Genomic DNA, 23,837 nt, shown 5'->3' on the forward strand with positions numbered 1-23,837 from the left:
GTTAATGATGAAAAAGAGATACGCAATCCCGTTATTAATGGCATTTTTACCTCTTCCGGCGCTGGCTGTGGTATGCAGTAATGCGGCGGGCGGAACCAGTGAGGTCTTTTACGATCTGACCGACAGCTTTACCTCCGCCAATAACCAGGTGGGTCAGGTAAAAGTGTTAACCAAAAACTTCAGCGAACGGGTTGAGGGAATATGCCCTGTCCACTCCGGCAATAACCGGACAATGCGCAGCTATGTCGCCAATATGCCGGTGGTGGAAACGGAAGGATCCTATAAATACCTCCAGCTGAATGATTATCTGCGGGGGGCGATGAGTATTACCGACAGCTCTGCCGGTACATTTTACCCGCCGCAGGACTATGTTCTGATGGGCACACACCCGAACGTGACCAAGGGAAAACCGTTCGGCATTATGGACAGTAATTTTACCTTCCGCCTGAAAGTCACCCGCCGTTTCGTTGACCAGGTGGTGATCCCGAAAAAGACCTTATTTACCGTCTATGTCACGACGGCAAATACTGACCCGCTGAGCACGCCGGTTTATACCATCAGTTACAGCGGCATTATTAATGTACCGCAGCAATGCAAAGTCGGGGTTAATGATATTGTGGTGATTAACTTCGGTAAAATCGGTTCACAATTATTCAGCCAGGCCGGTGCCGGTAATAAGCCCGCTACGGTGAATAAAAAACTCGAAAATATCGCGATTCAGTGTACCAACGTGGAAGCGAAAGCCTATCTGACATTGCGTATCGAAGCGGAAAAAGTTAACGGCAATATGATTGTCTCCGATAACCCGGATGTCGGTTTTATTGTCGGTGATCAGAACGGTAATGCATTAACGCCGAATAATATCGGCAGCGTTATTCCGTTCCAGCTCGACGGCGCAGGTTCGGCCCGGACAGCAATTACCGCCTGGCCTGTCAGTGTGACCGGCAATAAACCGAAAGAAGGTGTTTTCCAATCCCGCGGTTATTTACGCGTTGACTACGAATAACAGGCACGGCAATGAAGAAACACATTAAACAGGCTCTGCTCCCCCTGCTTTGCGGTAGTCTGCTGATCCATTCAGCCGCCGCCTATGAACTCGGCCGGGTCAATATTGAGTTGTCCGGTGAAATTGTCGCTTACAGTTGCGGGGTCGAAGTTTCCCAGGCAAATAAAAAAGTCGAACTGGGGCGCTGGGCACTGAAAAATTTCCGCGCCGCCGGTGATAAAACACAATCCATGCCGTTCAGTTTTCAGTTACAGAACTGTCCGCCTTCTTCTGCCGTCACCTTTGTCTTCAGCGGTAAGAAAGATAAACAGGACAGCTCACTGCTGGCGATAATGAAGGGGCAAGCGCCGCGGGCTCTGTAGCGGTAGAGATCCTCGACAGTCAGAAAAACCGGCTGCCGGTGGAAACCAAAAGCCCGAAAATTGCTATGGATATTAACGGCAACGGTCAGGCACAATTTTATGCCAACTATATCGCCACCGGAAACCGCCCGACCCCCGGCATCGCTGACGCAGATGCCACTTTTATGATTACCTACGATTAATCATAGCCCTCTTTCCCGGCGTCTGCCCTGCTGACAGCCCCCGGCTGTCAGCGGGTAAATCGTGCTGTTTCCCCTGAAGTTGCATCTAAAATACTTTTTAAATTTTGAAAAGTATTTTAAGATTAAGCCTTAATCATGTGTTTAACTTCAGGAGAACACAGATGGAACGCATCATCATTCCGACTAACTACATTCATGTCCGCAGCACCCCGCTCTGGACCAAAGAAACCGCACCGAAATCTATCTGGCAAAGACATCTGGATAAAGGCACCCGTCAGGGCGTTTATCCTAAACTGTCTGTTATGCAGGGCACGATTGTTTACTATTCCTATGCGGATGAAACCAGCCCCGAACCAACAGACACCCTGGTAATCCAAGCCGGGCAGTTCGGTGTCTTTCCGCCGGAAACCTGGCACCGGATAGAAGCGGTTACTGACGATACTGTGTTCAATGTCGATTTTTATGTCGCCCCAGAGATCCTGACCGAGGAGTAACACAATCATGAACGACGAAAACAAAGGCTTTTTATTAGAGCTGATAAATGAAAGTAACGGCCTGAAAGCGGAAAAACTCTTTCTGAATCCGAAAAAGTTATATATCCCTGAGATTGCAGCGGAAGAAATCGCGTTGCTGGTCAGTGAATTAGACGGCAAAGAAAAGATTAATGATGCGGCACTGATGGTCACCATGACCAATAAAAATAATGGTGTGTCAGTGGATAAAGACGTGGATTCCGCTGCTGAATTAGCCGATGCTGAAAACGCGGCGCAAATCGTCAAGGATCTGATTAATATTATCCGCGGCTACGATATGGATGAAGAAACCAATATCTGCGGATGGTAACTGTTCTGTCTGTGCCGTGAGGGGAAAACCGGTTTCCCCTCCGGCATTGTGCATTACCTGGTGTGACGGATATCGTCATACTCACGGGTTTTATCAAACACGCTTTTGGCAAACGGACAAAGCGGAATAATTTTCCGCTGTTCACGGCGCATTTTCTCAACCACCGCCGCAACCAGCTTATTACCGACTTTCTGCCCGCGCAGGCTGTCATCCACCATAGTATGGTCAATAATCACCAGATTATCCCCGGTATACACAAAGGTGATCTCCGCTATCCGGCTTTTGCCGTCCTCAGAAAGAATATAAAAACTGGTTTCATCTTCACGAATATCCATCACTTATCTCCTGCGGCTTAAAATAATACTATATGCAAAACCGTGCGGATGAGAATACCGATCAGTGCTGCCGGGATCACATAACGGAATAAGCGGACAAACCGCGAACTGATGCCGAGAAAAATTCCGATCCCCGGTAAATCAAATGTCTGGATGAGTAAACCGGAAGACGCATTAATCTGATTGGCGGTTACCGCGCCCTGCTGTACCAGGTCAGAAATTACCCCGAAATAGGCGGTTCCCCCGGCCACACATTTTACCAGGGCGGGCAGTACAAAACTGTCCGGAATATGCATAAAATTCAGTACCGGCATCAGAATATGGTGCAGCCATTCAATCACCCCGGCGGCCTGCATTAATCCGACAATGGATAATGACAGGATAAGCATCGGGATAGCCCCGAGTGCCAGACGGATAGCATCCGCCCCCGCGCTGTTGATAACCGACAAAATTCCCTGATTATTCTGCTCCGCATCCGGCAGCGGCTCTGAACTTGCGGTCTCTGTTGCGGATAACCGGCGGCCGGTGACATACCAAGTGAAAGCCGCCGCACACAATCCCCCTGCAACCGAGATAATAATGGAGGTTGTCCAGTGCAGCCCGAACGGCATCAGCGGATAAAACACATTCCCCTGCCCCATAGCAAAACACATCGCCAGGGTGGCGGCCATATGGCGATCAGAGACACCCCGCTTATCCATAATCGCAAGTGTTGCCAGTGGTGCGGCAAAACTGACAAAGTTTATCTGGATCAGCGCGAATGCACTCATCCCAGTTAAGCCGAAAGGTTTGAGTAAAGGTGCCAGCCAGCGGACTATCACATCCAGCACGCCTCTGACAGACAGGTATTTCATTATGATCAGCATCACGACCATAATCGGTAATAAGGTATAAAGTGCGACATCAACGGAGGATTTACCCGCTGAAATGATAATACTGATGACATCCATGGAATGAATACGGAAAGTAACTGAATCGGTTTTCCGGATTATAACCCTGTGATTTCAGAAGTAATTCAATTTCTTGAAGTGGTTCAAATAAAGCAGATAAAAACAGCCAATCCTGTATTTGCAGATAATTTATTCAGCCGGATGCTGTTTTGCGGGATCAATAACCAAAAAATAACCCTGCATGACAGACTGCCACCGTCTGCTGTATCTATCCGGCTGATTTACATCATAATTCAGAAAGATGACCAGAGCAGTGACAGCGGCATCACCAGTACCAGTGCCGGAAGCAGGTTAATCACCGCAAACATTTTAATACCGCAGATCCGAAGCCCGGTCGCGATTAATAATACCCCGCCCGCCGCAGTAAAATCTGCCATCATGGCCGGTGTGGTAAACGGCATTAATAACGCGCCGCTGCCCGCCAGTGCCAGCTGAATAATCAGCATCGGTGCGGCAATAACCGACACCGCAATACCCAGTGAGCAGGCAAATATCATCGCGGTGAAAAAATCCATAAAAGCTTTGGTCAGCAGGACGGTCGGATCACCGGTCATGCCTTCATGCATCGCCCCGAAAATTCCGGTACCGCTGACACAGAACAGGAATATCAGCACCACATAGTTTTCGATAAAACTTTCCTGAGCCCCGCCCCGTGCCGGAAGCCGGGTCTTTATTTTACCGGCCACCGCATTAATTTTATTTTCCAGGCAACACAGTTCACCGATAACCGCCCCCAGCAGTACCGACAATACCATCACCGGCATATTGGCACATTTTATAATCAGCAACACCCCGATGGCGAGCGAGGCCAGGCCGAATACAGAGGGCATGGATGTCCGGATACGTTCCGGCAGCCGGTGGCTCAGCCCTGCCCCGGCAATTCCGCCGATTAATACGGCGGCGGCATTAATAAAAGGTCCGGTAACCAAAGATCACTCCTGCTTTTTTTATTTGAATCTCATTATTATACGGAACCGGTACAATACTGTACGTGTACCTGTCTGCAAAACAGGATCAATAAAATATAAACCGGGTATTGACTCTTACGTCACGTAAGGCCGCAGTCTGAGCAGCATTACAAGAGGGAAATATGTTACTTCAGGTTGGTGAAATTGCTGAGAAGACCGGACTGACAGTATCGAACGCCTTACCCGGATTCAGATATTGCGGCAGATAGGCGTCAAACTAAAGGATATCGGTAAAATACTCGATGGTCACGGCGGGGATATGGCGAATCTGCTGAAAGAGAAGGTCAGTGTATTAACGGCGCAGATGCAGGAATAAGAACGTGTTTCACTGCGTACCGGTGAGCGATGCGACCTCAAATTTGCCTGTGAACAATTCCGTCTTTTTCTGTCCGGAAAAGTTCCGTGCAACGATTTTCAGGCCGCCATCATTTCGTTACCCTTTTTTAATTTCCATCCGCCATTGCGCATCACCGATTTGTTCAAAATCAGTAACTTCATGGCCGGCTTCTGCCGCCCAGCGAGGAATATTTTCCGTCGCCTGAGCGCAATCGTATTTGATGACCAGTACATCACCGGTCGCTAATGTTTCAATGGCTTTTTTTGCTTCAATTAACGGAAAGGGGCACAGGTGCCCGCGGGTATCTAATTCCAGCGTATTCATAGTTTCACCTTATTACTTTATTTTCTGAGGACGTATGATCGTAAAATAACTGACAATCCAGCTGCCGGCGATAATGCAGGGAATAAACGCCCAGCCCTGCCAGGAGAACCAGGCCGTATTGACTAAGGTATTTCCCAGCATACAGCCGCCGGCCAGGCCGCTGCCGATACCCATGAGTAATCCGCCGGTCAGGCTTTTTATCATCACGGGAAAACCCGGGTTGCGGAAACGAAATTCCCGGCTGCCTTTTGCGGCGATAAACGCCCCGGCAAAAATCCCGATCAGCAGATAACCCGCCCAGTTAAAGAATTTCAGGTCGCCGGCCGTCACCAGTGAAAATAATTGTGCGCTCGGGCCGCTGATCCCTAACCCGCCGACACGTCCGTCCGCCAGGCTTGAAGGCCAGGCAAGCAGAGCAATGACACCAATTATCAGGGCAGAAACAAACGGATGCCAGCGGGCTTCAAACAGCAGGTGAGCGACCCCGGTTTTCCGGGCTTTCATTTTGGGAATGTGAACAGATTTGTATTTATTCAGGTGACGATTCACCAGAAAAACCGTCAGCAGCACCAAAACAATAATCGCGATATACGGCGGGATATTCAGTGATTGTGTGATAGTCGGGGAATCCAGCTTCGGTGTGGTAACCGGAGAAAAGACCTGTTTTACGGCAGACTGACGGATAAACCAGCTGGCAATAATAAAACCGCCGACGGCTGTAATGCTGCCTGCCAATCCTTCCGCAGCCCGGTAATAAGCACCGGTTGAGCAGGACCCGGCAAATGCCATCCCCATGCCAAAAAGTAATCCGCCGGCCAGAGTTGCCAGCCAGGGAAATGTGCCTCCGGGGATTTTTGCAATACCGAAATAAGAAAAAATGAAGAGTCCGATACTCTGGACAGAGATGACAATCAGAATAGCAATCAGCATTCTGCTGTCGCGAAAGAGATAGAGATCACGCAAACCACCGGCTAAACAAAAGCGGCCGCGCTGCATAACAAAACCCAGTAATACCCCTAAGAATAAACCGGATAGATGAGATAAACTTATCATAGACATCGCTCCTTTAAGACCGTTATCTTAGCGAAATATCTTTTTGATTATTTGAGGAAAATCACAGAAAACGGAAATATTGTTTTTATGTGCGGAGGAGATAACCGGCAGGGGGACATTTTCCGGCTGACGATGACACCAGTAATCACAGGGGACTCATCTGCATCCGGCGGCTGCAGGCTTTTTGTGTTTCATTCAGCAATGATGTGGTATAAAAAACCACAGAGTGCTGTAAAACACCCTGTGGTCACATGGTATTAAATGTATTCCGTTTATTGAATCTGGCTTTCTGCTGTTTCAACTAAACCGATTAACCGGTTCCGCATGACAGCATATTTTTCTTTGACTAGAGCTTCGGCCTCTTTCTGATTATCAATTCTGATCACTCTCGCCGCACAGTATTTAGTTTCCGGTGTTTTGGATACCGGATCCAGATTATCCTGTGTCAGTTCATTACAGGCACCAATCCACCACTGATATGTCATATAAACCGCTGGTTTATTAATCGTTTCATTGATACTGCACCGGGACATCACTTTCCCTCTGCGTGACTCCACCCACACAATATCCTGGTCTTTAATTCCCAGCTTTCCTGCGGTTTCCGGATGCATCTGCACATATCCCGGTTCGTCAGCCAGAGATGCCAGCGCCTTACAGTTACCGGTCATAGAACGGCATGAATAGTGCCCGACCTCACGGACAGTGGAAAGGATCAGCGGATATTCATCATCCGGCAGTTCCGCCGGCTTCCGCCACGGTGCGGCAAACAGCAGTCCTTTGCCTGACGGGGTATCAAAGACGTTATTCTGATAGAGGTATGGTGTCCCCGGATGATCTTCTGACGGGCACGGCCACTGAATATGTGCCAGCCCTTCCAGTTTTTCATAGGTGACACCGTAAAACAGCGGACACAGTTCTCTGAGTTCATCCCAAATCTCTTTGTTGTCAGTATAAGACATCGGGTATCCCATCTCTGTCGCCAGCAGACTGATAATTTCCCAGTCCCGTTTTACATTTCCCTGTGGTTCAATGGCTTTCTCAAACCGCTGAAAGCCCCTGTCCGCGCAGGTAAAGATACCGCCGTGCTCACCCCAGCTGGTTGACGGCAGAATAACATCGGCCTGCTCCGCTGTTTTGGTCATAAAGATATCCTGCACCACCACAAATTCCAGGGCATCAAACCCATTGCGGACGAGTTGTAAATCCGCTTCTGTCTGCAGCGGATCCTCCCCCATGATGTAATAGGCTTTTACCTTTCCCTCAATGGCCAGATGCGGGACTTCCGTAATACGGTAGCCCGCCTCAGGGTCAAGGGATTCATACGGGATCCCCCATGCCTGCGCAAATTTACGTCTGACATTTTCATCTGTCACATTCTGATAGCCGGGGAACATATTAGGCAGTACCCCCATATCACAGGCACCCTGAACATTATTCTGCCCTCTGACCGGTGCAACCCCCACACCGGGTTTTCCCAGATTGCCGGTTAATAACGCCAGTCCGGAAAGGCCTTTGACAACATCCACCGCCTGCCCGAATTGTGTCACCCCCATCCCCCACATAATGGTTGCGGTTTTTGCACGCGCGTAGGTTCTCATCGCCTGACGGATTTGTGAGGCCGGAATGCCGGTAATATCCTGAACCACCTCAGGGCTGTAATCCTGAACGGCTTTTTTGTACTCCTCAAATCCCTCTGTAAACCGGCTGACATAATTTTTGTCATACAGATTTTCATCAATTAAGGTATAGGCGAACGCATTAACCAGCGCCATATTGGTACCGTTCCGCAGAGGAAGGTATTGTGTGGCAATTTTAGCTGTTTCTATTTTTCTCGGGTCGCAGACAATAATTTCCGCCCCGTTCTCTTTTGCTTTTATCACCCGGCGGGCGACAATAGGATGAGAATCCGCACAGTTATACCCGAATACCAGCAGGCAACCGGAGTGTTCAATATCCGCGATGGAATTGCTCATTGCCCCGTTACCTAATGTCACCTGTAATCCGGCCACTGACGGGCCGTGACACACCCGGGCACAGCAATCCACATTGTTGTTACCCAATACTGCACGGGCAAATTTCTGCATCACAAAGTTGGTTTCATTGCCGGTTCCGCGTGAGGAGCCCGTACACATAATGGATTTTGCACCGTACTTTTCTTTAATCTGTTTCAGCCGGTGAGCGGTATAATTAATCGCCTCCCGCCAGCTGACAACTTCAAACGGTGCGCCTTTTTCTCTGCGGATCATCGGCTGATTTATTCTGGCTGTCAGTAACTTGTTATCATTAAGAAAATCCCAGCCATATAACCCTTTCAGACACAGCTGCCCCTGGTTGGTAACACCATCAGCACCTTCTGCTTTGATTATTTTTCCGTTTTCAACACAAAGATTCAGTTTACAACCGGCGCCACAATACGGGCATACAGATATGACTTTATTCATTTGACGTCCTTTCCCCTGACCAGGGAGTAAAAGAGTAAGAAAAGAAATGTCATCTATGCATATTACATGCCAGTAAAAAATAGCTTTATAATCAATGAAGGATCGGTTTTTTGATGTGTCAGACAACAATAATCGACATTTTTGACGAAACGGGAAGGGAAATATTGCCGGAAAAAATATTGTGCTAATCAGCAGCATGATGCTGAATGCGGCGACGTCAGCTTCCGGCCGGAGTGGACAGTCCGCCTGAAGAAAATTATCTGAGAAAACTGTTTCGGTTCAGGGAACAGAGAAACCTTTTATTTATCACGGATAATTTTTTGTGAGAAAATCACACTTTATTACCATTAAATTAAGGGTATCTGAGGGATGAAAATTTTCGGTATTATTGTCGTTACAATCGGATGTATTTTATTACAAGGCTGCGATACTCAGGAAACGAAAGTCGTAAAATATATGAAGTGCAGGCTTGCCGTTGATGAAATCGGAGATCAACAAGCGAAGGTTAATTTTCGCATGAATGGGGTAACATCTGTTTTTGGTGATGAAATACCTAAAATGAGCGGTTACGATAGTATGCGTTTACAGCAGGAAGCAAGAGATGATTTAAAAATGGATGTTCCGAACAAAAGACTCTCTGTGGAAAATTTAATCGATGAATATGAAAAAAGCTACTGTGCAGATATTCATCAGTCGCCGCAAAAAGAAAAAATAAAAGAACTGAAATATATTTTAAACCTCTAACATTGTTAAAAGTTAAACATAAAACTCCGGTGACCCAATACGGAACGAATCAGACAAAGCGAAGTGGCACCATCATAATATCACGCCCTGCACTCTGTTATATCTGACTTCAGCGAAATTCATACTGTGCAGTTTGGTGAGGTTTTCGCTGATAGCCGGGCAAATAACGTTACTGTAAGGAATGATTTATCAGGAATTGAGAGACTTCAGGAGATACTGGGAGACGTTGAGATGGCGGAGGAGGAGAGATTCGAACTCTCGGACGGTTTCCCGTCGGCGGTTTTCAAGACCGCTGCCTTAAGCCGCTCGGCCACCCCTCCGCAATGACGTGCACTATAGTCCCCTCACTGTGCCTTGTAAAGTCCCGGATAGTTTAAATGCCGGAAATTTAGTCATTTCTCAATGTGTTAGCTGATTTTATCATCATTATCACCGCTTTCTTTCTTCTGATGCTTGGGGTAGCGGCAGATTTTTGCTACATTTTCATTCTCATTTTCAGCAGGTTCAGATTATGTTTGTGTTTGAAGGGCGTGAAATCGCCACTGACCCCCACGGCTATTTACTCAATGTGCAGGACTGGCAGGAAGCAATGGTGCCGCTGCTGGCTGAACAGGAAGAAATCACCCTGACAGAACAGCACTGGGAAGTTATCCGCTTTGTGCGGGATTTTTATCTGGAATTTAATACCTCACCGGCTATCCGCATGCTGGTGAAAGCCATCACACAGAAGTATGGCGAGGAGCGCGGGAACAGTCGTTATCTGTACCGCCTGTTTCCGAAAGGCCCGGCCAAACAGGCAACAAAGCTGGCCGGTCTGCCGAAACCGGTGAAATGTATCTGACCGCCGTTTATTCGTGGCGGACACGGAATACCGCAACTTCCCTGTAATCACAGGGGGTTGCGATGATATCTGTCACTTTCGCCCCCGGCGGCCCGCCCGCCTCCAGCCATGCGGTCATGGCCTCCAGCACACTTTCATCGCCATACGCTTCAATTTCCACACTGCCATCCTGACGATTGCGGACAAAACCGGTCACATTATGGCGTTTTGCCCAGTAAAACGTTTGATAGCGGAAACCAACGCCCTGAACGCGTCCGTATACGGCAAAATGTCGTCCGATCTTCATTATATCGCTCCTTTTTCCGAAAATGTCACTATTTTAATCTGTATCGCTGTCCGCCGGTTGTAATTTTACCCACTCCCCGATAACCTGAAATTGTCAGCTGTTGCTGATTGCAGTGATAGGAAACAACAATCTGTTAAGGGATTGAATCTGTCATCAGTACCCCCCATATTAGTAACAGAGCAAAGTTTCTTCGGAGGTGATTATGATGATTTCAAGTAAGTTCGGTATCGGACAACAAGTTCGCCATAAGCTGCTTGGCTACCTGGGCGTGATTGTCGACATTGATGCTGAATACTCACTGGATCAGCCGGAAGAGGACGACATCGCATCCAATATGAACCTGCGCTCTGCGCCCTGGTACCACGTCGTGATGGAAGACGATAACGGTGAGCCTATCCATAGCTATCTGGCAGAAGCCCAGATCACCTATGAGATGGATGAAGACCACCCCGATAACATCACTATGGATGAACTGGCTGAGTCCATCCGCAACCAGTTACAGTCTCCCCGGTTGCGCAATTAACAATACGAAGAGCCCCGCCACTCACATGCCGGGGCTTTATTTTTACTTACTTTTCCAGCCCCAGACGCGGGATCTCAATTTTCGGGCAGCGATCCTCAACAAACAGCAGCCCGGCGTTTTCCGCCAGCGCTTTCGCCTCACTGCTGATAATCCCCTGCTGCAGCCACAGCACTTTCGCTTTTATGGCAATCGCTTCCTGCGCAATACCCGGTGCGGCATCCGCATTACGGAAAACATCCACCATATCCACCGGCTCCGGAATATCGGCAAGCGTGGCATACACCATCTGCCCGATCAGGGTTTTTCCCGCCAGTTTCGGATTCACCGGAATCACCCGGTATCCCTGTCCCAGCAGATACTCCATCACATGATAAACAGGGCGGTCCGGTTTATCACTCGCCCCCGCCACAGCGATCGTTTTTACCTGCTGAAGAATACCGGTCAGAAATGTGTCATTCATAGAAGCCTCTTTTATCATCCTGCGCAACAATCTGAGTTATAGCATACTGAATTGAAAATCACCTGTTGGCGGAACCCTTTTTTTCGCTTATGTTATTGAATAACATTTTATTCGCCGGAAAAGAGAGCGTTATGGAATCGACCACCCGAGTACTGACCAAGCATAAAAAAATCGCCCTTGTGGCTCATGATCACTATAAAACCAAATTACTGGACTGGGTTAAACGCAATCTGGCTAAATTAGAAGGCCATGAGCTGTTCGCCACCGGCACTACCGGCAAACTGATCAGCCGCGAAACCGGGCTTGAAATCACCGGCATGCTGAGCGGGCCGATGGGCGGGGATCAGCAGATAGGCTCAATGATTGCGGAAGGGAAAATTGATGTGCTGATTTTTTTCTGGGATCCGCTCAATGCCGTGCCTCATGACCCGGATGTGAAAGCGCTGCTGCGCCTGTCGACCGTCTGGAATATCCCGGTGGCAACCAATATGTCCACCGCTGATTTTATTATTCACTCGCCGGATTTCGATAACGATGTGGATATTGTTATTCCGGATTACAACCGCTATTTAAGTGAGCGGACTCAGTAACGGCTTTCTGCGGCGGTGATAATTTACCGCCGCTTCTTTCATATTTCAGGGCTTTTTCACCCGGCTGACGCCCATATCCGCCAGTTCTTCCGCGAAGCAGGACGGCGAGTCTTTGTCATACAGCAACCAGACCTGTTTTTTTGCCCGGGTCAGCGCCACATACATCAGGCGACGCTCCTCGGCATGTATAAACTCCTCTTCCCGCGGCAGTAATCCCTGCTCAATCACCGATTCCCGTGCTGCAGCCGGGAAACCGTCCCGTTCATCCGTCAGTCCGGTAATAATGACGTAATCCGCCTGCTGACCTTTCGAGGCATGCATGGTCATAAAACGGATATTGAGATGCGGCCAGCGGGTTGCTGCCACCGACAGAATCTCCGGTTTAAGGTGGTGATAACGCGCCAGGATCAGAACCGTTTCTTCTCCGGTCACATAACCGCTCATTTTATTCAGTAATGCTTCCAGCTGACTGTCCGGCAGTAACAGCACCGCTTTTTTATCCCCTTTCGTCAGGCTGTTCAGGGGTTTGGTTAACTGCTGCGGGTTACGCTGAATAAATTCGTTGGCGATCTCCCCGATACGGCTGTTAAAGCGGTATGTGGTATCCAGCGCACACTGTCCCCCTTCGCCGAAGACCGCGCTGAAATCCGTGGTCAGTGTCAGTTCCGCACCACTGAAACGGTAAATAGCCTGCCAGTCATCACCGACAGCAAATAGTGTGGTCTGCGGGTTCTGGGCCCGCAGGGCATGGATCAGTTTTGCCCGCAGCGGTGAGATATCCTGGAACTCATCCACCAGCACCGCTTTCCACGGCGAGATAAAGCGCCCTTTTTCAATCAGATTCACCGCCTGATGGATAAGCCCGGAGAAATCTGTCGCCCCCTCGTCTTTCAGGGCACTTTTCCAGGCTTTTAAAAACGGCGCCATCAGTTTGATTTGTTTTGTGAATTCCGGTGCAATATCCGGCGGTGCGGACTCAATCATCACTTTCTGACTACCGCCGTTCATGCGCATCAGGCTCAGCCAGCGGTCAATCCTCGGCACCATGCGGCGGCACAGGGTTTCATCTTCCCAGTATTCCTCCTCATCCACCAGCCAGTTCATACTGCCGCTGATAAGTTCGCGCCAGCCTTTTGCCTGTGCTTTTTTCTCACGGCACTGAGTCTGCCAGACGGATTTAATCAGTTCATGACGGGCGGCTGTGTCGCTTTCCAGCGCACTGATAACCGGCGATTTATTGGATGCTTCGCGGATAATATGCAGTGCGAGGGCGTGAAAGGTTTTACTGCGGATCTCTTCTGTGTGCAGACAGGTGCGGATCCGTTCATTCATCTCATCCGCCGCCTGCCGCCCGAAGGCGAGCATCAGGATCTGCTCCGGCAGCGCCTGCTGACGGCGCAGCAGCCAGCCTGCCCGTGCCACCAGCACCGATGTTTTACCGCTTCCGGCTCCCGCCAGTACCAGCACGGAAGGCTCACCATTAACCACCGCCTCACTCTGCGAAGTATTCAGCGGGGAGGATTCCACACTGGCAAAGAAATCCACGTAGGTTTCAAGGCATTGTTGTGTCCATTCGCGGTTGCGCTGACGGCGTTTTTCATCGGTGTGGCTGAGCCAGTCCAGACAAAACTGATAAGACTGTGCACAATTATCAAAACCGGCCAGACGCGCACGGGGCAGCGGCAGTGCCGCAAAGGCGTGCAGAATGTTGTCACGGAGTTTCTGACTTTCCGGTTGTGTCAGCCAGCGGTCGGCCTGAATCACCGACTTAATTTCACTGACCTGTTTATCCAGCACACCCGCGCTGACCACGCTCATCTCTTCACTCCAGCGTGACCAGATATCGGTAAGATACTGATAGAATTCCTGAGTTTCCTGCCACTGGGTACCGTGCAGACGCACAACCTGCTCATCCGGCAGTTCAAATTCCAGTTCGCCCCAGACGATACCGCGTTTACATTGAATATTGATTAACTCATTGAAAGGAATAACATACCGGTGTTTTGCCCCGCTGACTTCGATACCTGCGTTAAGTAACCGCACGCGGTTGTAAGGATGCCGGGCCAGTGTCTGCCCCATTTGTGTTGATTTTAATTCCATGTGTTCCGCACCGTTACAAGATTGAAATCAATATGTGATAAAACCAGATGTGGTAAAACGTATGCCAGCGCCATACCATTGCCATATTACAGGAAAGACACAATTAGTTTACTGCCAAATTCCCGTTAAGGGTATTTCTGACTCATTGAGGTTATTGTGCTTGCAGCGTTTCTCGGCTTCAGCCGGTATATTTATAACAGCCATTTTCTTTATTATTTCCGCATCCTGATTGCGCTGACAGGTACCACACTGGTGCCGTGGCTGCTGCACATGCCGCCGAAAGTCACCATTGCCCTGACACTCGGGATGGTGGCCGCCGCACTGACAGACCTGGATGACCGGCTCGCCGGGCGTCTGCGTAATCTGTTTATCACGCTGATCTCTTTCTTTGTCGCGTCTGCGGCCATTGAACTGCTGTATGACCACCACCTCCTGTTTATGGCAGGACTTGCGGTATCAACCAGCGGGTTTATTCTGTTGGGTGCGCTCGGGCAGCGTTACGCCACCATTGCTTTCGGGGCACTGCTGATCGCGATTTACACCATGCTGGGTAAAAACCTGTTTGATGACTGGTATCAGCAACCGCTGTTACTGCTGACCGGTGCGGTCTGGTATAACCTGCTGACCCTGACCGGGCACCTGTTTTTCCCTGTCCGTCCGCTGCAGGATAATCTTGCCCGCTATTATATGCAGCTCTCCAATTATCTGGAGGCAAAAGCAAACCTGTTTGACCCGGATATAGAAGAAGATTATCAGCAGTCCGTCTTTGAACTGGCGATGGCGAACAGCGCACTGACGGAAGCCATGCATCAGGCAAAAATGACCCTGTTTTCCCGCCTGAAAGGTGACCGCGGCCAGCGCAGTACCCGCCATGCCCTTCAATATTACTTTGTTGCCCAGGATATTCACGAGCGGGCGAGTTCGTCTCATATCCAGTATCAGAATTTAAGCAATGAACTGCGTTACAGCGATATTATGTTCCGCTTTCAGCGGCTGATGACCATGCAGGGACATGCCTGCGCCGCTGTTGCGCAGGCCATTTTGCAGCGCCGCAAATATCACCATAACCCGCGTTTTGAGCGGACATTTTCTTATCTGGAAAACTCCCTCAACCTGCTGGAGCAGCAAAAGCCCGGTAACAGCAGTGTCATGGCTCTGCGCCATCTGCTGACCAACCTGCGCGGTGTCGATTCCCAGCTTAAAGGACTGACCGCAGAGCAGACTCAGCTTCCGGCGGAAAAGATGCAGGAAGATGCACGCCTGTCCAACGAAAACCTGCAGGGACTGCGTGATATCTGGGCGCGGGTCAGGCAGAACCTGACACCACGCTCCGCCCTGTTCCGCCATGCTATCCGGATGTCGCTGCTGCTGTGTGCCGGTTACGCCATTATCCTGACCTTCGATCTGACCCGCGGTTACTGGATTATGCTGACCAGCCTGTTTGTCTGCCAGCCGAACTACAGTGCCACACGACGCCGCCTGATGCTGCGCATAGTGGGGACTCTCGCCGGGATCCTTATCGGCCTGCCGATCATGTATTTTGTGCCGTCTTATGAGGGACAGCTTATTCTGATGGTACTGTCCGGGCTGATGTTCTTTGTGTTCCGCACCAGTCAGTACGCCCAGGCCACTATTTTTATTACCCTGCTGGTGCTGTTCAGTTTTAACCTGCTGGGTGAAGGGTTTGATATCGCCATCCACCGCATCATCGATACCCTGATCGGCTGCGGACTCGCCTGGTTTGCTGTCAGCTATATCTGGCCGGACTGGAAATACCGCCAGCTGCCGCTGGTGATTGACCGCACCATGCAGGCAAACGGCCGTTATCTGGAACAAATCCTGCAACAGTATTACAACGGTAAAACTGACAGCCTGGAGTACCGGGTTGCCCGTCGTGATGCGCATATCAGCGACGGGGAGTTTGCCTCTGTGGTAGCGAACATATCCTCAGAGCCGAGCAGTTACCGTACATCTCAGGATGAGGCGTTCCGCCTGCTCTGTCTCAACCACACCCTGCTCAGTTATATTTCCGCGCTCGGGGCTCACCGCACCAAGCTCACGGATGACACTATTCTGCGTCTGCTGAATGATGCCATCCGCTATATCGAGATCGCACTGCAAAAAGGACATCGGGAAGATTTGCAGATTCAGGCTATTTCAGATGCGCTCGCACAGCGTCTGGATAAATGTACCTGTGACAATAATAGTACCGAGCAGCTGGTGCTGGAACAGATTCGCCTGTTACTCAGCCTGACACCGGACATTACCGGGCTTATCCGGCAGATCAATGATAAAGAGCATAATCTGCAGCCTTCCGCCGGGCGGTTCCGCCGCAAAAAACAGACTGCGGCGGAAGAAACACCGGACAGCTGATGTCTTCCCGGGGAAAACATTTCCCCGGGATACCTGCGCCGTTTAGTTCAGCCGGCCATGCCAATGGATAAGATCCTCCCGCAGTGCTTTCGGTAATACCGCACTGTGGCACCCCTCAATGGCTCCCGCGATGGCAAACAGTAATTTCAGCTCATTCTGCGGCCGGGCTTTGACCTTCAGAAAGCTCGCTTTGGCACCCAGCAAATAGAGGTCATCCACCCGGCGGATCCCCGCCTGCCATAAGCGGCGTTCCAGAGCTCTGTCCACATTCGGCAGATCTTTAATCCGCGACGGCAGTTGCTGCTGTGACTGTGCATGTTCCCGTGCATGCAGGTAGGTCTGGTAAAAAAGGAACTCACTCTGCTGAGGGCACTGCCATACCGCGTCCGGAACACGGTAATAGTTAATCCGCATCGGCAGGATCCGCTTGGGATAAGTAAACCGGTCACTCAGTTCCAGCCGGCAGAACAGCTCGCGGGTGGCCTCTGTGCTTTTCAGCCAGAGCTGACTGTTGGCTATCAGTGCAAAAGTGACCCGGTCAATGGATAATCCCATACACCCGAACTGTGATTTCAGGCGGATCCGGCCGAACGGCTGTGTGCTGTGTTGAAGACGATCAAACTGAACATCTGACAATTTCAAATAATCCTTCATATTATCAGTCCTTTGAAAGCAGGTTAAACGTATCGTTGTGTCATTCCCTGACTGAGCTCAGCTGTCGCCACAAAATAAGGAATGTTTCCCCGATTGCCAACGATAAATTCGTATTTGTATCCGGCAAACCTGAATTTTGCGAGTTGTATGGAAAAAAATTTACTTGATCTGAGCGGAATTGGATTATACTGTACACATATACAGCATCACTATGTGAGGTTAACTATGCGCCAGCAGGCAACCCGGGAATACGTCCCTGTTACACCGGCATCTGTGTCACCCGCCCTTGCGGGGGAACGCCGTCTGAACGGAATGGTCAGCGAACTGGTTTATCGCAATAATGATATCGTCCTGACCCACATTCTGCTTCCTTTATTACGTCAGCTTGCCGGGGAGTCCCGCTGGCTGTTATGGCTCTCTCCGGGTGCAAAACTTAACCGCACCTGGTTATCGCAGAATCAGCTGCCGGGTGATAAAATCATGCAGTTGTCCCGCATCCCGGCGATCAACAGTGTTGCCGCTATGGAGAAAGCACTCGCCAGCGGTAACTACAGTGTGGTTCTGGGCTGGCTGCCGGTACTGACTGAGCAGGAAAATGCCCGGTTACAGCGCGCGGCGGAACAGGGCGGCTGCCTCGGTTTTATTATGCGTCCGCAGGAATGGCATCATGACAGTGCACCTGTTGCACGACAACTGAATACATTACAAATTCACTCTTTCCCTTATCATTAAGGAAAATTAAGAATATTCTCAGAGTTTTTTACATGCCCGTATCATTTGCTCTGCTTGGTTAATAAAATTACACTATTTCAACGTGTTAAGCCAAATATCCAAAGAAATTGACTATTTTGTATGTTTATGAATCAGTACAGTTTTTTACATTTTTTTAGTCGAATTCCGCAGGACAGGCTTGTAACTTTTATAGTTCGCTGTAGACTTTACACCGTTAAGGTAGTGCTTAAAATTCCCTGTTGGGAGCTATTTACTAAATAGCGCACATAATCCCTGACTATTTTTAAAAACCAAAGGCGATAATAAGGCTATTAAGCCAGAGCCAATTTGGATGATAACGAGGCGTAAAATGAAAAAGACAGCTATCGCAGTAGCAGTGGCAGTGGCAGCTTTCGCAAGCGTTGCGCAGGCAGCTCCAAAAGACAATACCTGGTATACCGGTGGTAAATTAGGTTGGTCTCAGTATCAGAACACCGGTACTGGTTTTGACGGTGAAAGCTTAGGCAACACTGGTCCGGTTCATAAAGATCAGCTCGGCGCTGGTATCTATGCTGGTTATCAGCACAACCAGTACATGGGCTTTGAATTAGGTTATGACTGGTTAGGTCGTATGCCTTACAAAGGCGACGGTAACAACGGCGCATTCAAAGCACAGGGCGTTCAGCTGACTACCAAACTGAGCTATCCGGTAATGGATGACTTAGACGTTTATACCCGTCTGGGTGCAATGGTATGGCGTGCAGACGCAACCGCATCTATCGATGGTGAGCGCGTTAAAGGCAACGACACTGGTGTTTCTCCGCTGTTCGCACTGGGTACTGAGTATGCAATCACCCGTGATATCGCAGCTCGCGTAGAATATCAGTGGATCAACAACATCGGCGATAAAGAAACCACTATGGCACGTCCTGATAACGGCATGCTGAGTGTTGGTGTTGCTTACCGTTTCGGCCAGGATGAAGTTGCTGCACCAGTTGCAGAACCAGCTCCGGTTGTTGCACCAGTTGTTGAGAACAAACGTTTCACCCTGCGTTCAGACGTTCTGTTCAACTTCAACAAATCTACTCTGAAAGCTGAAGGTCAGGAAGCTCTGAACCAGCTGTTCAACGAACTGGCGTCAATCGATCCGACTCAGGGCAACGTCCTGGTTATCGGTTACACTGACCGCATCGGTTCCCAGAACTACAACCTGCCACTGTCTCAGAAACGTGCACAGAGCGTTGTAGATTACCTGGTCGCTAAAGGCATCCCAGCCGGCAGCATCCGTGCAGAAGGCCGCGGTAAAGAAGATCCTGTTACTGGCAACAAATGTGACAATATCAAACAGCGCGCTGCTCTGATCGAATGTCTGGCACCAGACCGTCGTGTTGAAATCGAAATCCAGGGTGTAACTGAACAAGTCTCTCAGCAGGCTGCTCAGTAAGTTCTGAATTCGGTTGTATGATGCAATGAATTGTATAAACCCCATCTCCGGATGGGGTTTATTTTTTGTCTGTTCCCAGCAGGCTTTGCAGATCTTCCTTCAGCGATGTCATCTTCGTCGCGTACTTTTCCTTGCGCTCCGCATCTTCCAGCAACTGCACAATCGTGTCCGATAAGGTACTGCCGCGCCGCTGTGATAACGCCGACAGCCGTTGCCAGACCAGAAACTCCAGATCAACCGATTTTTTGCGGGTATGCTGCTGCTCAGCATTAAAATGCCGCTTGCGCCGTGCGCGGATAGTCTGACTCATCCGGTTCGCCAGTCCCGGTGCCATATGTTTTTGTATCCACGCCGTCACTTTTACCGGATGTGACTCCAGTTTCAGTAACTGCGCCACTGCTTCCTCAGCCCGGCTTTTTTCCGTATAACGGGTAATTTCTTCACCTTCGCGGTGTTTTTTGACCAGATATGCCCACTTCCAGCCACATTCAAGATTCTCTAGTTGCTGATATTTCATGATTTTTCTCAGTGACAGGGTAACACTGACATAAGCATAGCAATATTCCCCGTAAAAAACCGCTCCTCTGCACAATTCTTTCCGCTCAGGACGGGTAAAAATAAACGCCGCGAGGATAGCTATCCGGCCTGCTTACGCGCTACAATGTCCCGCTATTTTCGTTACTATTCAAAGGCGGTGCTGATAACCGCACACTGCGGGGAGCACCAGATCCTGCCGCAACGATTAAATCCGACATTATCAAAAGCAGACAATACCGAGTGAATATTAAACAGCTGACCTGGCAGGCATTACTGCCTGATGAAAACAGTTACCACACCATCCTGCAAACCGCTTCTGAACTACCTGCTCAGCAGGCTGATATCGTGCAGCCGCGTTTACAGGAAAGCCTGTCACTTTTCAGCCATCCGGCAGCAAAACGCCGTTTTATGCTGGTCAAAAGTGACGAAAGCGAGTGCTACCTGAATACCATAGCGCAATTACTGCCACCGGAAGTCAAAATCCGGCAAAAACGCACTATGGGCGGTGAATACCACTTCGATAATCACAGGTTTGTCTTTACACCGTCGGATAACGGCCATTTCAGTGCAGTGCAGCCGTTTGCTGTCTGTGACTGGATTGAACCGGAGCAGCTGTTCGGCCAGGTCTATACCCATCACCAGCACGTGCAGTTGCAGCCCGGTATTATTCATCAGGTTAATGGCGGCTTTCTGATCATGTCACTGCGCAGCCTGCTCGCACAGCCGCTGATGTGGCTGCGTTTAAAGCAGATGGTCTGCGCACAGCGTTTTGACTGGCTGGCCCACACCGAACAGCATCCGCTGCCGTTCCCGGTTGACAGCATGCCGCTTAACCTGCGGGTCATCGTGGTGGGCGATCGCCTGAGTCTGGATGAGTTTATGCTCTCCGAGCCGGAACTGAGCGAAGAAGCGCTGTACGGCGAATATGAATTTGATTGTCAGCTGGAAGAAACAGAACAGCTGACCGTCTGGTGTCAGTTTGTCAACGGGCTGCTGAAGCAAAATCAGCTGCCGCCGCTCAGTGCTGACGGCTGGTATGAGCTGCTCCGTCAGGGGATGCGTTTTCAGGAAGATAAAAGGACCCTGCCGCTCGACCTGACATGGCTGACCACTCTGCTGCGCGATGCCGCCACCCTGCTGCCTGCGGATACCATCACCGCAGAAGCGCTGCGCAAAATCAAAGACAACCGCAGCTGGCGCCACGGCTATCTGGCCGATCGCGGGCTGGATGAGATTCTTCAGGGTCAGGTGTATATCCAGACTCAGGGCAGTGCTGTCGGCCAGATCAACGGACTGTCCGTTCTGCAGTATCCGGGACACCCGGAAGCGACCGGAGAGCCCTCCCGTATCACCTGTGTGGCACATATCGGTGATGGTGAATTTGTTGATGTGGAGCGCAAATCAGAGCTTGGCGGTAATATTCACGCCAAGGGTATGATGATTATGCAGGCTTACCTGATTGCGGAGCTTAAACTGGAACAGCCGTTCCCGTTCTCCACCTCCGTGGTCTTTGAACAGTCCTACGGCGAAGTGGATGGTGACAGCGCCTCTCTGGCTGAGCTGTGCGCACTTATCAGTGCCCTCTCCTGGCAGCCGGTTGACCAGCAGATTGCCGTGACCGGTTCTGTTGACCAGTTCGGGTTTGTGCAGGCCATCGGCGGCGTAAATGAAAAAATCGAAGGTTTCTTCCGGCTGTGTCAGGCCAGAGGGCTGACCGGCAAACAAGGTGTGATTATCCCGGCCTCCAACGAGCGTCACCTGGTCCTGTCAGATGATGTGGTTGAAGCGGTACGTCAGGGTGAATTCCACATATGGACAGCAGGCCACGTCTCTCAGGCGGCCTCACACCTGATGAATATGCCGTACTATGAAGAGGACGGTAATCCGTCCGGAGAACACCTGTTAGCTATAATTCAGGATCGGATTTTCCTGGCGAACAATCAGGATAAACCAAGAAATTCGTGGTTTTCCCGCTGGTGGAAATAGCACAATTTTTATCTGATCGGACTTGTTCAGCGTACAAGTGTAAGCTATTGTGTAGCCTATCTGATAAACAAGGCAAAGATTGAGTTATGGTCGCAAAACAAGAATCCTACACAAAGCAAGAACTTGAAGCCTCAGGACGGGGCGAACTCTTTGGTGAAGACGGGCCGCCGCTGCCATCCGGCAACATGCTGATGATGGATCGCGTCATTAAAATGAGCGAAACCGGCGGGCATTTTGATAAAGGCTATATCGAAGCTGAGCTGGATATCAAACCTGAGCTGTGGTTTTTCGGTTGCCATTTCGTCAATGATCCGGTCATGCCGGGCTGTCTGGGCCTGGATGCCATGTGGCAGTTAGTCGGTTTTTATCTCGGCTGGCTGGGCGGCGAAGGGAAAGGCCGTGCACTGGGTGTGGGTGAAGTGAAATTTACCGGCCAGGTACTGCCGACCTCGAAAAAGGTCACCTACCGCATCCACCTCAAGCGTGTGATCAACCGCAAGCTGATCATGGGCATCGGTGACGGCGAAGTCTTTGTTGATGATAAACTGATTTACACTGCAACAGATCTGAAAGTGGGTCTTTTCAAAGACACCAGCGCGTTTTAATCTTTCCTGCCGTGGTGTTATTGGTGTTATCCGTAAAAAACCTCCGCACAGCGGAGGTTTTTTATCCTTCAAACCGGGTTACGCAATGACCGCCCTTTTATCGATGGCCTCGCGCCAGCCTCCCAACCAATGAGAACGTTCGTCAATTTTAAGATACGGGCAACTCTCTTTAGAACGTCCTAAAATACCCGCCTGATAACCTTTGGTTAATGCTCTGGCTAAACGATCACGCTTTTGTCTTTTCATGCCGTTACTTCCCTCATGTTATTCAGTGCTGAAAACAGGTTGATTTTTATTCAACCCATAATAGAAATACGCTTTCGGGCCGGAGTTTGCAAGTAAAGAAGGTTCAGGGTGTGTCAGTTCCGCTTTTCATAAAAATACACAATAAAAACAGGGCTGTTATTTTACCAGCGTAATCAGATTATTAGTTTTCAGGGGACCGTAAAGGTATTCAGAAGGATGTTTCAGACGAAATAAGAATCGTTTTAGCGATCAGCAGATTAAGCGGATTAATGTGGCGTGTTTCACAAATTTGTCATTTTGATGACAATTTACTCTCTGCACATCCGGTGCAGAGAGTAAACCAGCAATTACTTACGCAGCTCGTCAGCCACCGATTTTGATACCTGCGCCCAGCCTTCCCCCAGCGTACGTACCAGCGCCGGATAGCCGTTTTCCGCCTGTTCCAGTACCAGATTAAACGGGTGGCGGATAACCGCGTCACCGTGGGTGTAAATCCAGCTGCCCGCCACAATCACTTTGCCGTCATAACGGCCGTGGAAACCGGTGACAGTGACAGTCAGGGTATCCGGTTTACTTTCCAGCGGCTGCACCGAAACCAGTCTGTCCGGCAGTGCCTGACTGAGTTCCGTCGTCATTACTTCCAGCAACTGCTGCTCCAGCGGACCGGCCCATAAGTTAGTGCTGCCGATGTTGTATTCCACATCACTGGTCTGATAGACAATCCCGGCATTTCCCAGCACATCCCCGAGCGTGATACGCTGGATCCATAACTGCGGATGGCGGTTGTCACTGCCGGTACTGCGGAAGCTGGTCTGTTCACTGCTGCTGTCCGCAGCCACCACTGGTAACTGATAATACTGTTTCACCGGGGTGCTGCTGCACCCCACCAGTACAAAAACGCCCAGGAATGCCAGTGCTTTTGTCAGTTTCTTCATC

At 49.9% G+C, this 23,837-nt stretch carries 25 protein-coding genes, 1 tRNA gene and 1 pseudogene; 13 read left to right on the forward strand and 14 right to left on the reverse strand.

Annotation, left to right across the window (positions count from 1 at the left end; translation table 11 throughout):
• Positions 1-4 precede the first annotated feature (4 nt).
• From HMPREF3119_RS15915 to HMPREF3119_RS15930, 4 genes and pseudogenes are all read left to right on the forward strand, one after another.
• Positions 5-1,006: a fimbrial adhesin FimH gene (locus HMPREF3119_RS15915; RefSeq protein ID WP_004235893.1), complete on the forward strand. Its 1,002-nt coding sequence runs from the start codon at positions 5-7 to the stop codon at positions 1,004-1,006.
• Between the two features lie 11 nt (positions 1,007-1,017).
• Positions 1,018-1,550 (forward strand): annotated as a pseudogene (sfmF, locus tag HMPREF3119_RS15920) (fimbria assembly protein).
• Positions 1,551-1,711: 161 nt separating this feature from the next.
• Positions 1,712-2,044, forward strand: a complete 333-nt coding sequence (locus HMPREF3119_RS15925) for a TehB family protein (RefSeq protein WP_004235891.1) — start codon at positions 1,712-1,714, stop codon at positions 2,042-2,044.
• Between the two features lie 7 nt (positions 2,045-2,051).
• On the forward strand, positions 2,052-2,393 hold the full coding sequence (locus HMPREF3119_RS15930) for a DUF1869 domain-containing protein (protein WP_004235890.1): 342 nt from the start codon (positions 2,052-2,054) through the stop codon (positions 2,391-2,393).
• Positions 2,394-2,446: 53 nt separating this feature from the next.
• Here HMPREF3119_RS15930 and HMPREF3119_RS15935 read toward each other — a convergent pair whose 3' ends face one another.
• From HMPREF3119_RS15935 to fdhF, 6 genes are all read right to left on the reverse strand, one after another.
• Positions 2,447-2,728: a GNAT family N-acetyltransferase gene (locus tag HMPREF3119_RS15935; protein ID WP_046024259.1), complete on the reverse strand. Its 282-nt coding sequence runs from the start codon at positions 2,726-2,728 to the stop codon at positions 2,447-2,449.
• A gap of 17 nt (positions 2,729-2,745) precedes the next feature.
• Complete coding sequence (locus HMPREF3119_RS15940; RefSeq protein WP_046024258.1) at positions 2,746-3,678, reverse strand: nucleoside recognition domain-containing protein; 933 nt, start codon at positions 3,676-3,678, stop codon at positions 2,746-2,748.
• A 233-nt stretch (positions 3,679-3,911) separates the two neighbouring features.
• Positions 3,912-4,607, reverse strand: a complete 696-nt coding sequence (locus HMPREF3119_RS15945) for a DUF554 domain-containing protein (protein WP_004235887.1) — start codon at positions 4,605-4,607, stop codon at positions 3,912-3,914.
• A gap of 472 nt (positions 4,608-5,079) precedes the next feature.
• Positions 5,080-5,307 carry a sulfurtransferase TusA family protein gene (locus HMPREF3119_RS15950; RefSeq protein ID WP_004235884.1) on the reverse strand — a complete coding sequence of 76 codons (228 nt, stop codon included), beginning with the start codon at positions 5,305-5,307 and terminating at the stop codon, positions 5,080-5,082.
• Between the two features lie 12 nt (positions 5,308-5,319).
• A complete protein-coding gene (locus HMPREF3119_RS15955) occupies positions 5,320-6,360 on the reverse strand; it encodes a YeeE/YedE family protein (protein WP_004235883.1) in 1,041 nt (346 codons plus the stop codon).
• A gap of 272 nt (positions 6,361-6,632) precedes the next feature.
• Positions 6,633-8,801, reverse strand: a complete 2,169-nt coding sequence (gene fdhF, locus HMPREF3119_RS15960; RefSeq protein ID WP_004235882.1) for a formate dehydrogenase subunit alpha — start codon at positions 8,799-8,801, stop codon at positions 6,633-6,635.
• A 369-nt stretch (positions 8,802-9,170) separates the two neighbouring features.
• Between fdhF and HMPREF3119_RS15965 the strand changes: the two genes are divergently transcribed.
• On the forward strand, positions 9,171-9,545 hold the full coding sequence (locus HMPREF3119_RS15965; RefSeq protein ID WP_015422585.1) for a hypothetical protein: 375 nt from the start codon (positions 9,171-9,173) through the stop codon (positions 9,543-9,545).
• 232 nt (positions 9,546-9,777) lie between these two features.
• Here the strand turns inward: HMPREF3119_RS15965 and HMPREF3119_RS15970 are convergent.
• Positions 9,778-9,865, reverse strand: a tRNA-Ser gene (locus HMPREF3119_RS15970).
• Positions 9,866-10,056: 191 nt separating this feature from the next.
• On the opposite strand from HMPREF3119_RS15970, the gene tusE reads away from it, so the two are divergent.
• Positions 10,057-10,386, forward strand: coding sequence for a sulfurtransferase TusE (gene tusE, locus HMPREF3119_RS15975; RefSeq protein WP_004241806.1), 330 nt, complete (start codon positions 10,057-10,059; stop codon positions 10,384-10,386).
• 7 nt (positions 10,387-10,393) lie between these two features.
• On the opposite strand, the gene HMPREF3119_RS15980 is transcribed toward tusE, so the two are convergent.
• Positions 10,394-10,672, reverse strand: coding sequence for an acylphosphatase (locus HMPREF3119_RS15980; RefSeq protein ID WP_004235877.1), 279 nt, complete (start codon positions 10,670-10,672; stop codon positions 10,394-10,396).
• A 202-nt stretch (positions 10,673-10,874) separates the two neighbouring features.
• On the opposite strand from HMPREF3119_RS15980, the gene hspQ reads away from it, so the two are divergent.
• Positions 10,875-11,195 carry a heat shock protein HspQ gene (hspQ, locus tag HMPREF3119_RS15985; RefSeq protein WP_004235876.1) on the forward strand — a complete coding sequence of 107 codons (321 nt, stop codon included), beginning with the start codon at positions 10,875-10,877 and terminating at the stop codon, positions 11,193-11,195.
• A 46-nt stretch (positions 11,196-11,241) separates the two neighbouring features.
• On the opposite strand, the gene HMPREF3119_RS15990 is transcribed toward hspQ, so the two are convergent.
• The gene (locus HMPREF3119_RS15990) at positions 11,242-11,655 is read right to left on the reverse strand and encodes a CoA-binding protein (protein ID WP_004235874.1); all 414 of its coding nucleotides are present in this window, start codon (positions 11,653-11,655) and stop codon (positions 11,242-11,244) included.
• 131 nt (positions 11,656-11,786) lie between these two features.
• On the opposite strand from HMPREF3119_RS15990, the gene HMPREF3119_RS15995 reads away from it, so the two are divergent.
• A complete protein-coding gene (locus HMPREF3119_RS15995) occupies positions 11,787-12,245 on the forward strand; it encodes a methylglyoxal synthase (RefSeq protein ID WP_070580414.1) in 459 nt (152 codons plus the stop codon).
• A 45-nt stretch (positions 12,246-12,290) separates the two neighbouring features.
• Here HMPREF3119_RS15995 and helD read toward each other — a convergent pair whose 3' ends face one another.
• Positions 12,291-14,345, reverse strand: coding sequence for a DNA helicase IV (helD, locus tag HMPREF3119_RS16000; protein ID WP_046024256.1), 2,055 nt, complete (start codon positions 14,343-14,345; stop codon positions 12,291-12,293).
• A gap of 156 nt (positions 14,346-14,501) precedes the next feature.
• Here helD and yccS point away from each other — a divergent pair, with 156 nt between their 5' ends.
• Positions 14,502-16,718: a YccS family putative transporter gene (yccS, locus tag HMPREF3119_RS16005; RefSeq protein WP_070580297.1), complete on the forward strand. Its 2,217-nt coding sequence runs from the start codon at positions 14,502-14,504 to the stop codon at positions 16,716-16,718.
• Positions 16,719-16,760: 42 nt separating this feature from the next.
• Here the strand turns inward: yccS and HMPREF3119_RS16010 are convergent, their stop codons facing one another.
• The gene (locus HMPREF3119_RS16010) at positions 16,761-17,372 is read right to left on the reverse strand and encodes a TfoX/Sxy family DNA transformation protein (RefSeq protein ID WP_004235870.1); all 612 of its coding nucleotides are present in this window, start codon (positions 17,370-17,372) and stop codon (positions 16,761-16,763) included.
• Between the two features lie 225 nt (positions 17,373-17,597).
• On the opposite strand from HMPREF3119_RS16010, the gene sulA reads away from it, so the two are divergent.
• Together sulA and ompA are read left to right on the forward strand one after the other, a co-directional pair.
• On the forward strand, positions 17,598-18,104 hold the full coding sequence (gene sulA / locus HMPREF3119_RS16015) for an SOS-induced cell division inhibitor SulA (RefSeq protein ID WP_004241800.1): 507 nt from the start codon (positions 17,598-17,600) through the stop codon (positions 18,102-18,104).
• A 349-nt stretch (positions 18,105-18,453) separates the two neighbouring features.
• Positions 18,454-19,527 (forward strand): porin OmpA, encoded by a 1,074-nt coding sequence (ompA, locus tag HMPREF3119_RS16020; protein WP_032098458.1) that lies wholly within the window; start codon positions 18,454-18,456, stop codon positions 19,525-19,527.
• Positions 19,528-19,585: 58 nt separating this feature from the next.
• Here the strand turns inward: ompA and matP are convergent, their stop codons facing one another.
• On the reverse strand, positions 19,586-20,044 hold the full coding sequence (gene matP / locus HMPREF3119_RS16025; RefSeq protein ID WP_015422583.1) for a macrodomain Ter protein MatP: 459 nt from the start codon (positions 20,042-20,044) through the stop codon (positions 19,586-19,588).
• A gap of 260 nt (positions 20,045-20,304) precedes the next feature.
• Between matP and HMPREF3119_RS16030 the strand changes: the two genes are divergently transcribed.
• Together HMPREF3119_RS16030 and fabA are read left to right on the forward strand one after the other, a co-directional pair.
• Positions 20,305-22,050, forward strand: coding sequence for an AAA family ATPase (locus HMPREF3119_RS16030; protein ID WP_015422582.1), 1,746 nt, complete (start codon positions 20,305-20,307; stop codon positions 22,048-22,050).
• Positions 22,051-22,136: 86 nt separating this feature from the next.
• On the forward strand, positions 22,137-22,655 hold the full coding sequence (fabA, locus tag HMPREF3119_RS16035) for a bifunctional 3-hydroxydecanoyl-ACP dehydratase/trans-2-decenoyl-ACP isomerase (protein WP_004241796.1): 519 nt from the start codon (positions 22,137-22,139) through the stop codon (positions 22,653-22,655).
• Positions 22,656-22,733: 78 nt separating this feature from the next.
• On the opposite strand, the gene rmf is transcribed toward fabA, so the two are convergent.
• Positions 22,734-22,901 carry a ribosome modulation factor gene (rmf, locus tag HMPREF3119_RS18955; protein WP_015422581.1) on the reverse strand — a complete coding sequence of 56 codons (168 nt, stop codon included), beginning with the start codon at positions 22,899-22,901 and terminating at the stop codon, positions 22,734-22,736.
• 347 nt (positions 22,902-23,248) lie between these two features.
• The gene (pqiC, locus tag HMPREF3119_RS16040) at positions 23,249-23,836 is read right to left on the reverse strand and encodes a membrane integrity-associated transporter subunit PqiC (protein WP_070580298.1); all 588 of its coding nucleotides are present in this window, start codon (positions 23,834-23,836) and stop codon (positions 23,249-23,251) included.
• Between the last annotated feature and the right edge of the window lies 1 nt (position 23,837).

Source organism: Morganella sp. HMSC11D09 (assembly GCF_001807955.1).
GTDB classification, from domain to species: domain Bacteria; phylum Pseudomonadota; class Gammaproteobacteria; order Enterobacterales; family Enterobacteriaceae; genus Morganella; species Morganella morganii.

Bases quoted from the DNA above. Each gene is read 5' to 3' on its own strand.
- HMPREF3119_RS15915 (WP_004235893.1), top strand. From the start codon at position 5: ATGATGAAAAAGAGATACGCAATCCCGTTATTAATGGCATTTTTACCT.
- HMPREF3119_RS15925 (WP_004235891.1), top strand. From the start codon at position 1,712: ATGGAACGCATCATCATTCCGACTAACTACATTCATGTCCGCAGCACC.
- HMPREF3119_RS15930 (WP_004235890.1), top strand. From the start codon at position 2,052: ATGAACGACGAAAACAAAGGCTTTTTATTAGAGCTGATAAATGAAAGT.
- HMPREF3119_RS15935 (WP_046024259.1), bottom strand. From the start codon at position 2,728: ATGGATATTCGTGAAGATGAAACCAGTTTTTATATTCTTTCTGAGGAC.
- HMPREF3119_RS15940 (WP_046024258.1), bottom strand. From the start codon at position 3,678: ATGGATGTCATCAGTATTATCATTTCAGCGGGTAAATCCTCCGTTGAT.
- HMPREF3119_RS15950 (WP_004235884.1), bottom strand. From the start codon at position 5,307: ATGAATACGCTGGAATTAGATACCCGCGGGCACCTGTGCCCCTTTCCG.
- HMPREF3119_RS15955 (WP_004235883.1), bottom strand. From the start codon at position 6,360: ATGATAAGTTTATCTCATCTATCCGGTTTATTCTTAGGGGTATTACTG.
- fdhF (WP_004235882.1), bottom strand. From the start codon at position 8,801: ATGAATAAAGTCATATCTGTATGCCCGTATTGTGGCGCCGGTTGTAAA.
- HMPREF3119_RS15965 (WP_015422585.1), top strand. From the start codon at position 9,171: ATGAAAATTTTCGGTATTATTGTCGTTACAATCGGATGTATTTTATTA.
- tusE (WP_004241806.1), top strand. From the start codon at position 10,057: ATGTTTGTGTTTGAAGGGCGTGAAATCGCCACTGACCCCCACGGCTAT.
- HMPREF3119_RS15980 (WP_004235877.1), bottom strand. From the start codon at position 10,672: ATGAAGATCGGACGACATTTTGCCGTATACGGACGCGTTCAGGGCGTT.
- hspQ (WP_004235876.1), top strand. From the start codon at position 10,875: ATGATGATTTCAAGTAAGTTCGGTATCGGACAACAAGTTCGCCATAAG.
- HMPREF3119_RS15990 (WP_004235874.1), bottom strand. From the start codon at position 11,655: ATGAATGACACATTTCTGACCGGTATTCTTCAGCAGGTAAAAACGATC.
- HMPREF3119_RS15995 (WP_070580414.1), top strand. From the start codon at position 11,787: ATGGAATCGACCACCCGAGTACTGACCAAGCATAAAAAAATCGCCCTT.
- helD (WP_046024256.1), bottom strand. From the start codon at position 14,345: ATGGAATTAAAATCAACACAAATGGGGCAGACACTGGCCCGGCATCCT.
- HMPREF3119_RS16010 (WP_004235870.1), bottom strand. From the start codon at position 17,372: ATGAAGGATTATTTGAAATTGTCAGATGTTCAGTTTGATCGTCTTCAA.
- sulA (WP_004241800.1), top strand. From the start codon at position 17,598: ATGCGCCAGCAGGCAACCCGGGAATACGTCCCTGTTACACCGGCATCT.
- ompA (WP_032098458.1), top strand. From the start codon at position 18,454: ATGAAAAAGACAGCTATCGCAGTAGCAGTGGCAGTGGCAGCTTTCGCA.
- matP (WP_015422583.1), bottom strand. From the start codon at position 20,044: ATGAAATATCAGCAACTAGAGAATCTTGAATGTGGCTGGAAGTGGGCA.
- fabA (WP_004241796.1), top strand. From the start codon at position 22,137: ATGGTCGCAAAACAAGAATCCTACACAAAGCAAGAACTTGAAGCCTCA.
- rmf (WP_015422581.1), bottom strand. From the start codon at position 22,901: ATGAAAAGACAAAAGCGTGATCGTTTAGCCAGAGCATTAACCAAAGGT.
- pqiC (WP_070580298.1), bottom strand. From the start codon at position 23,836: ATGAAGAAACTGACAAAAGCACTGGCATTCCTGGGCGTTTTTGTACTG.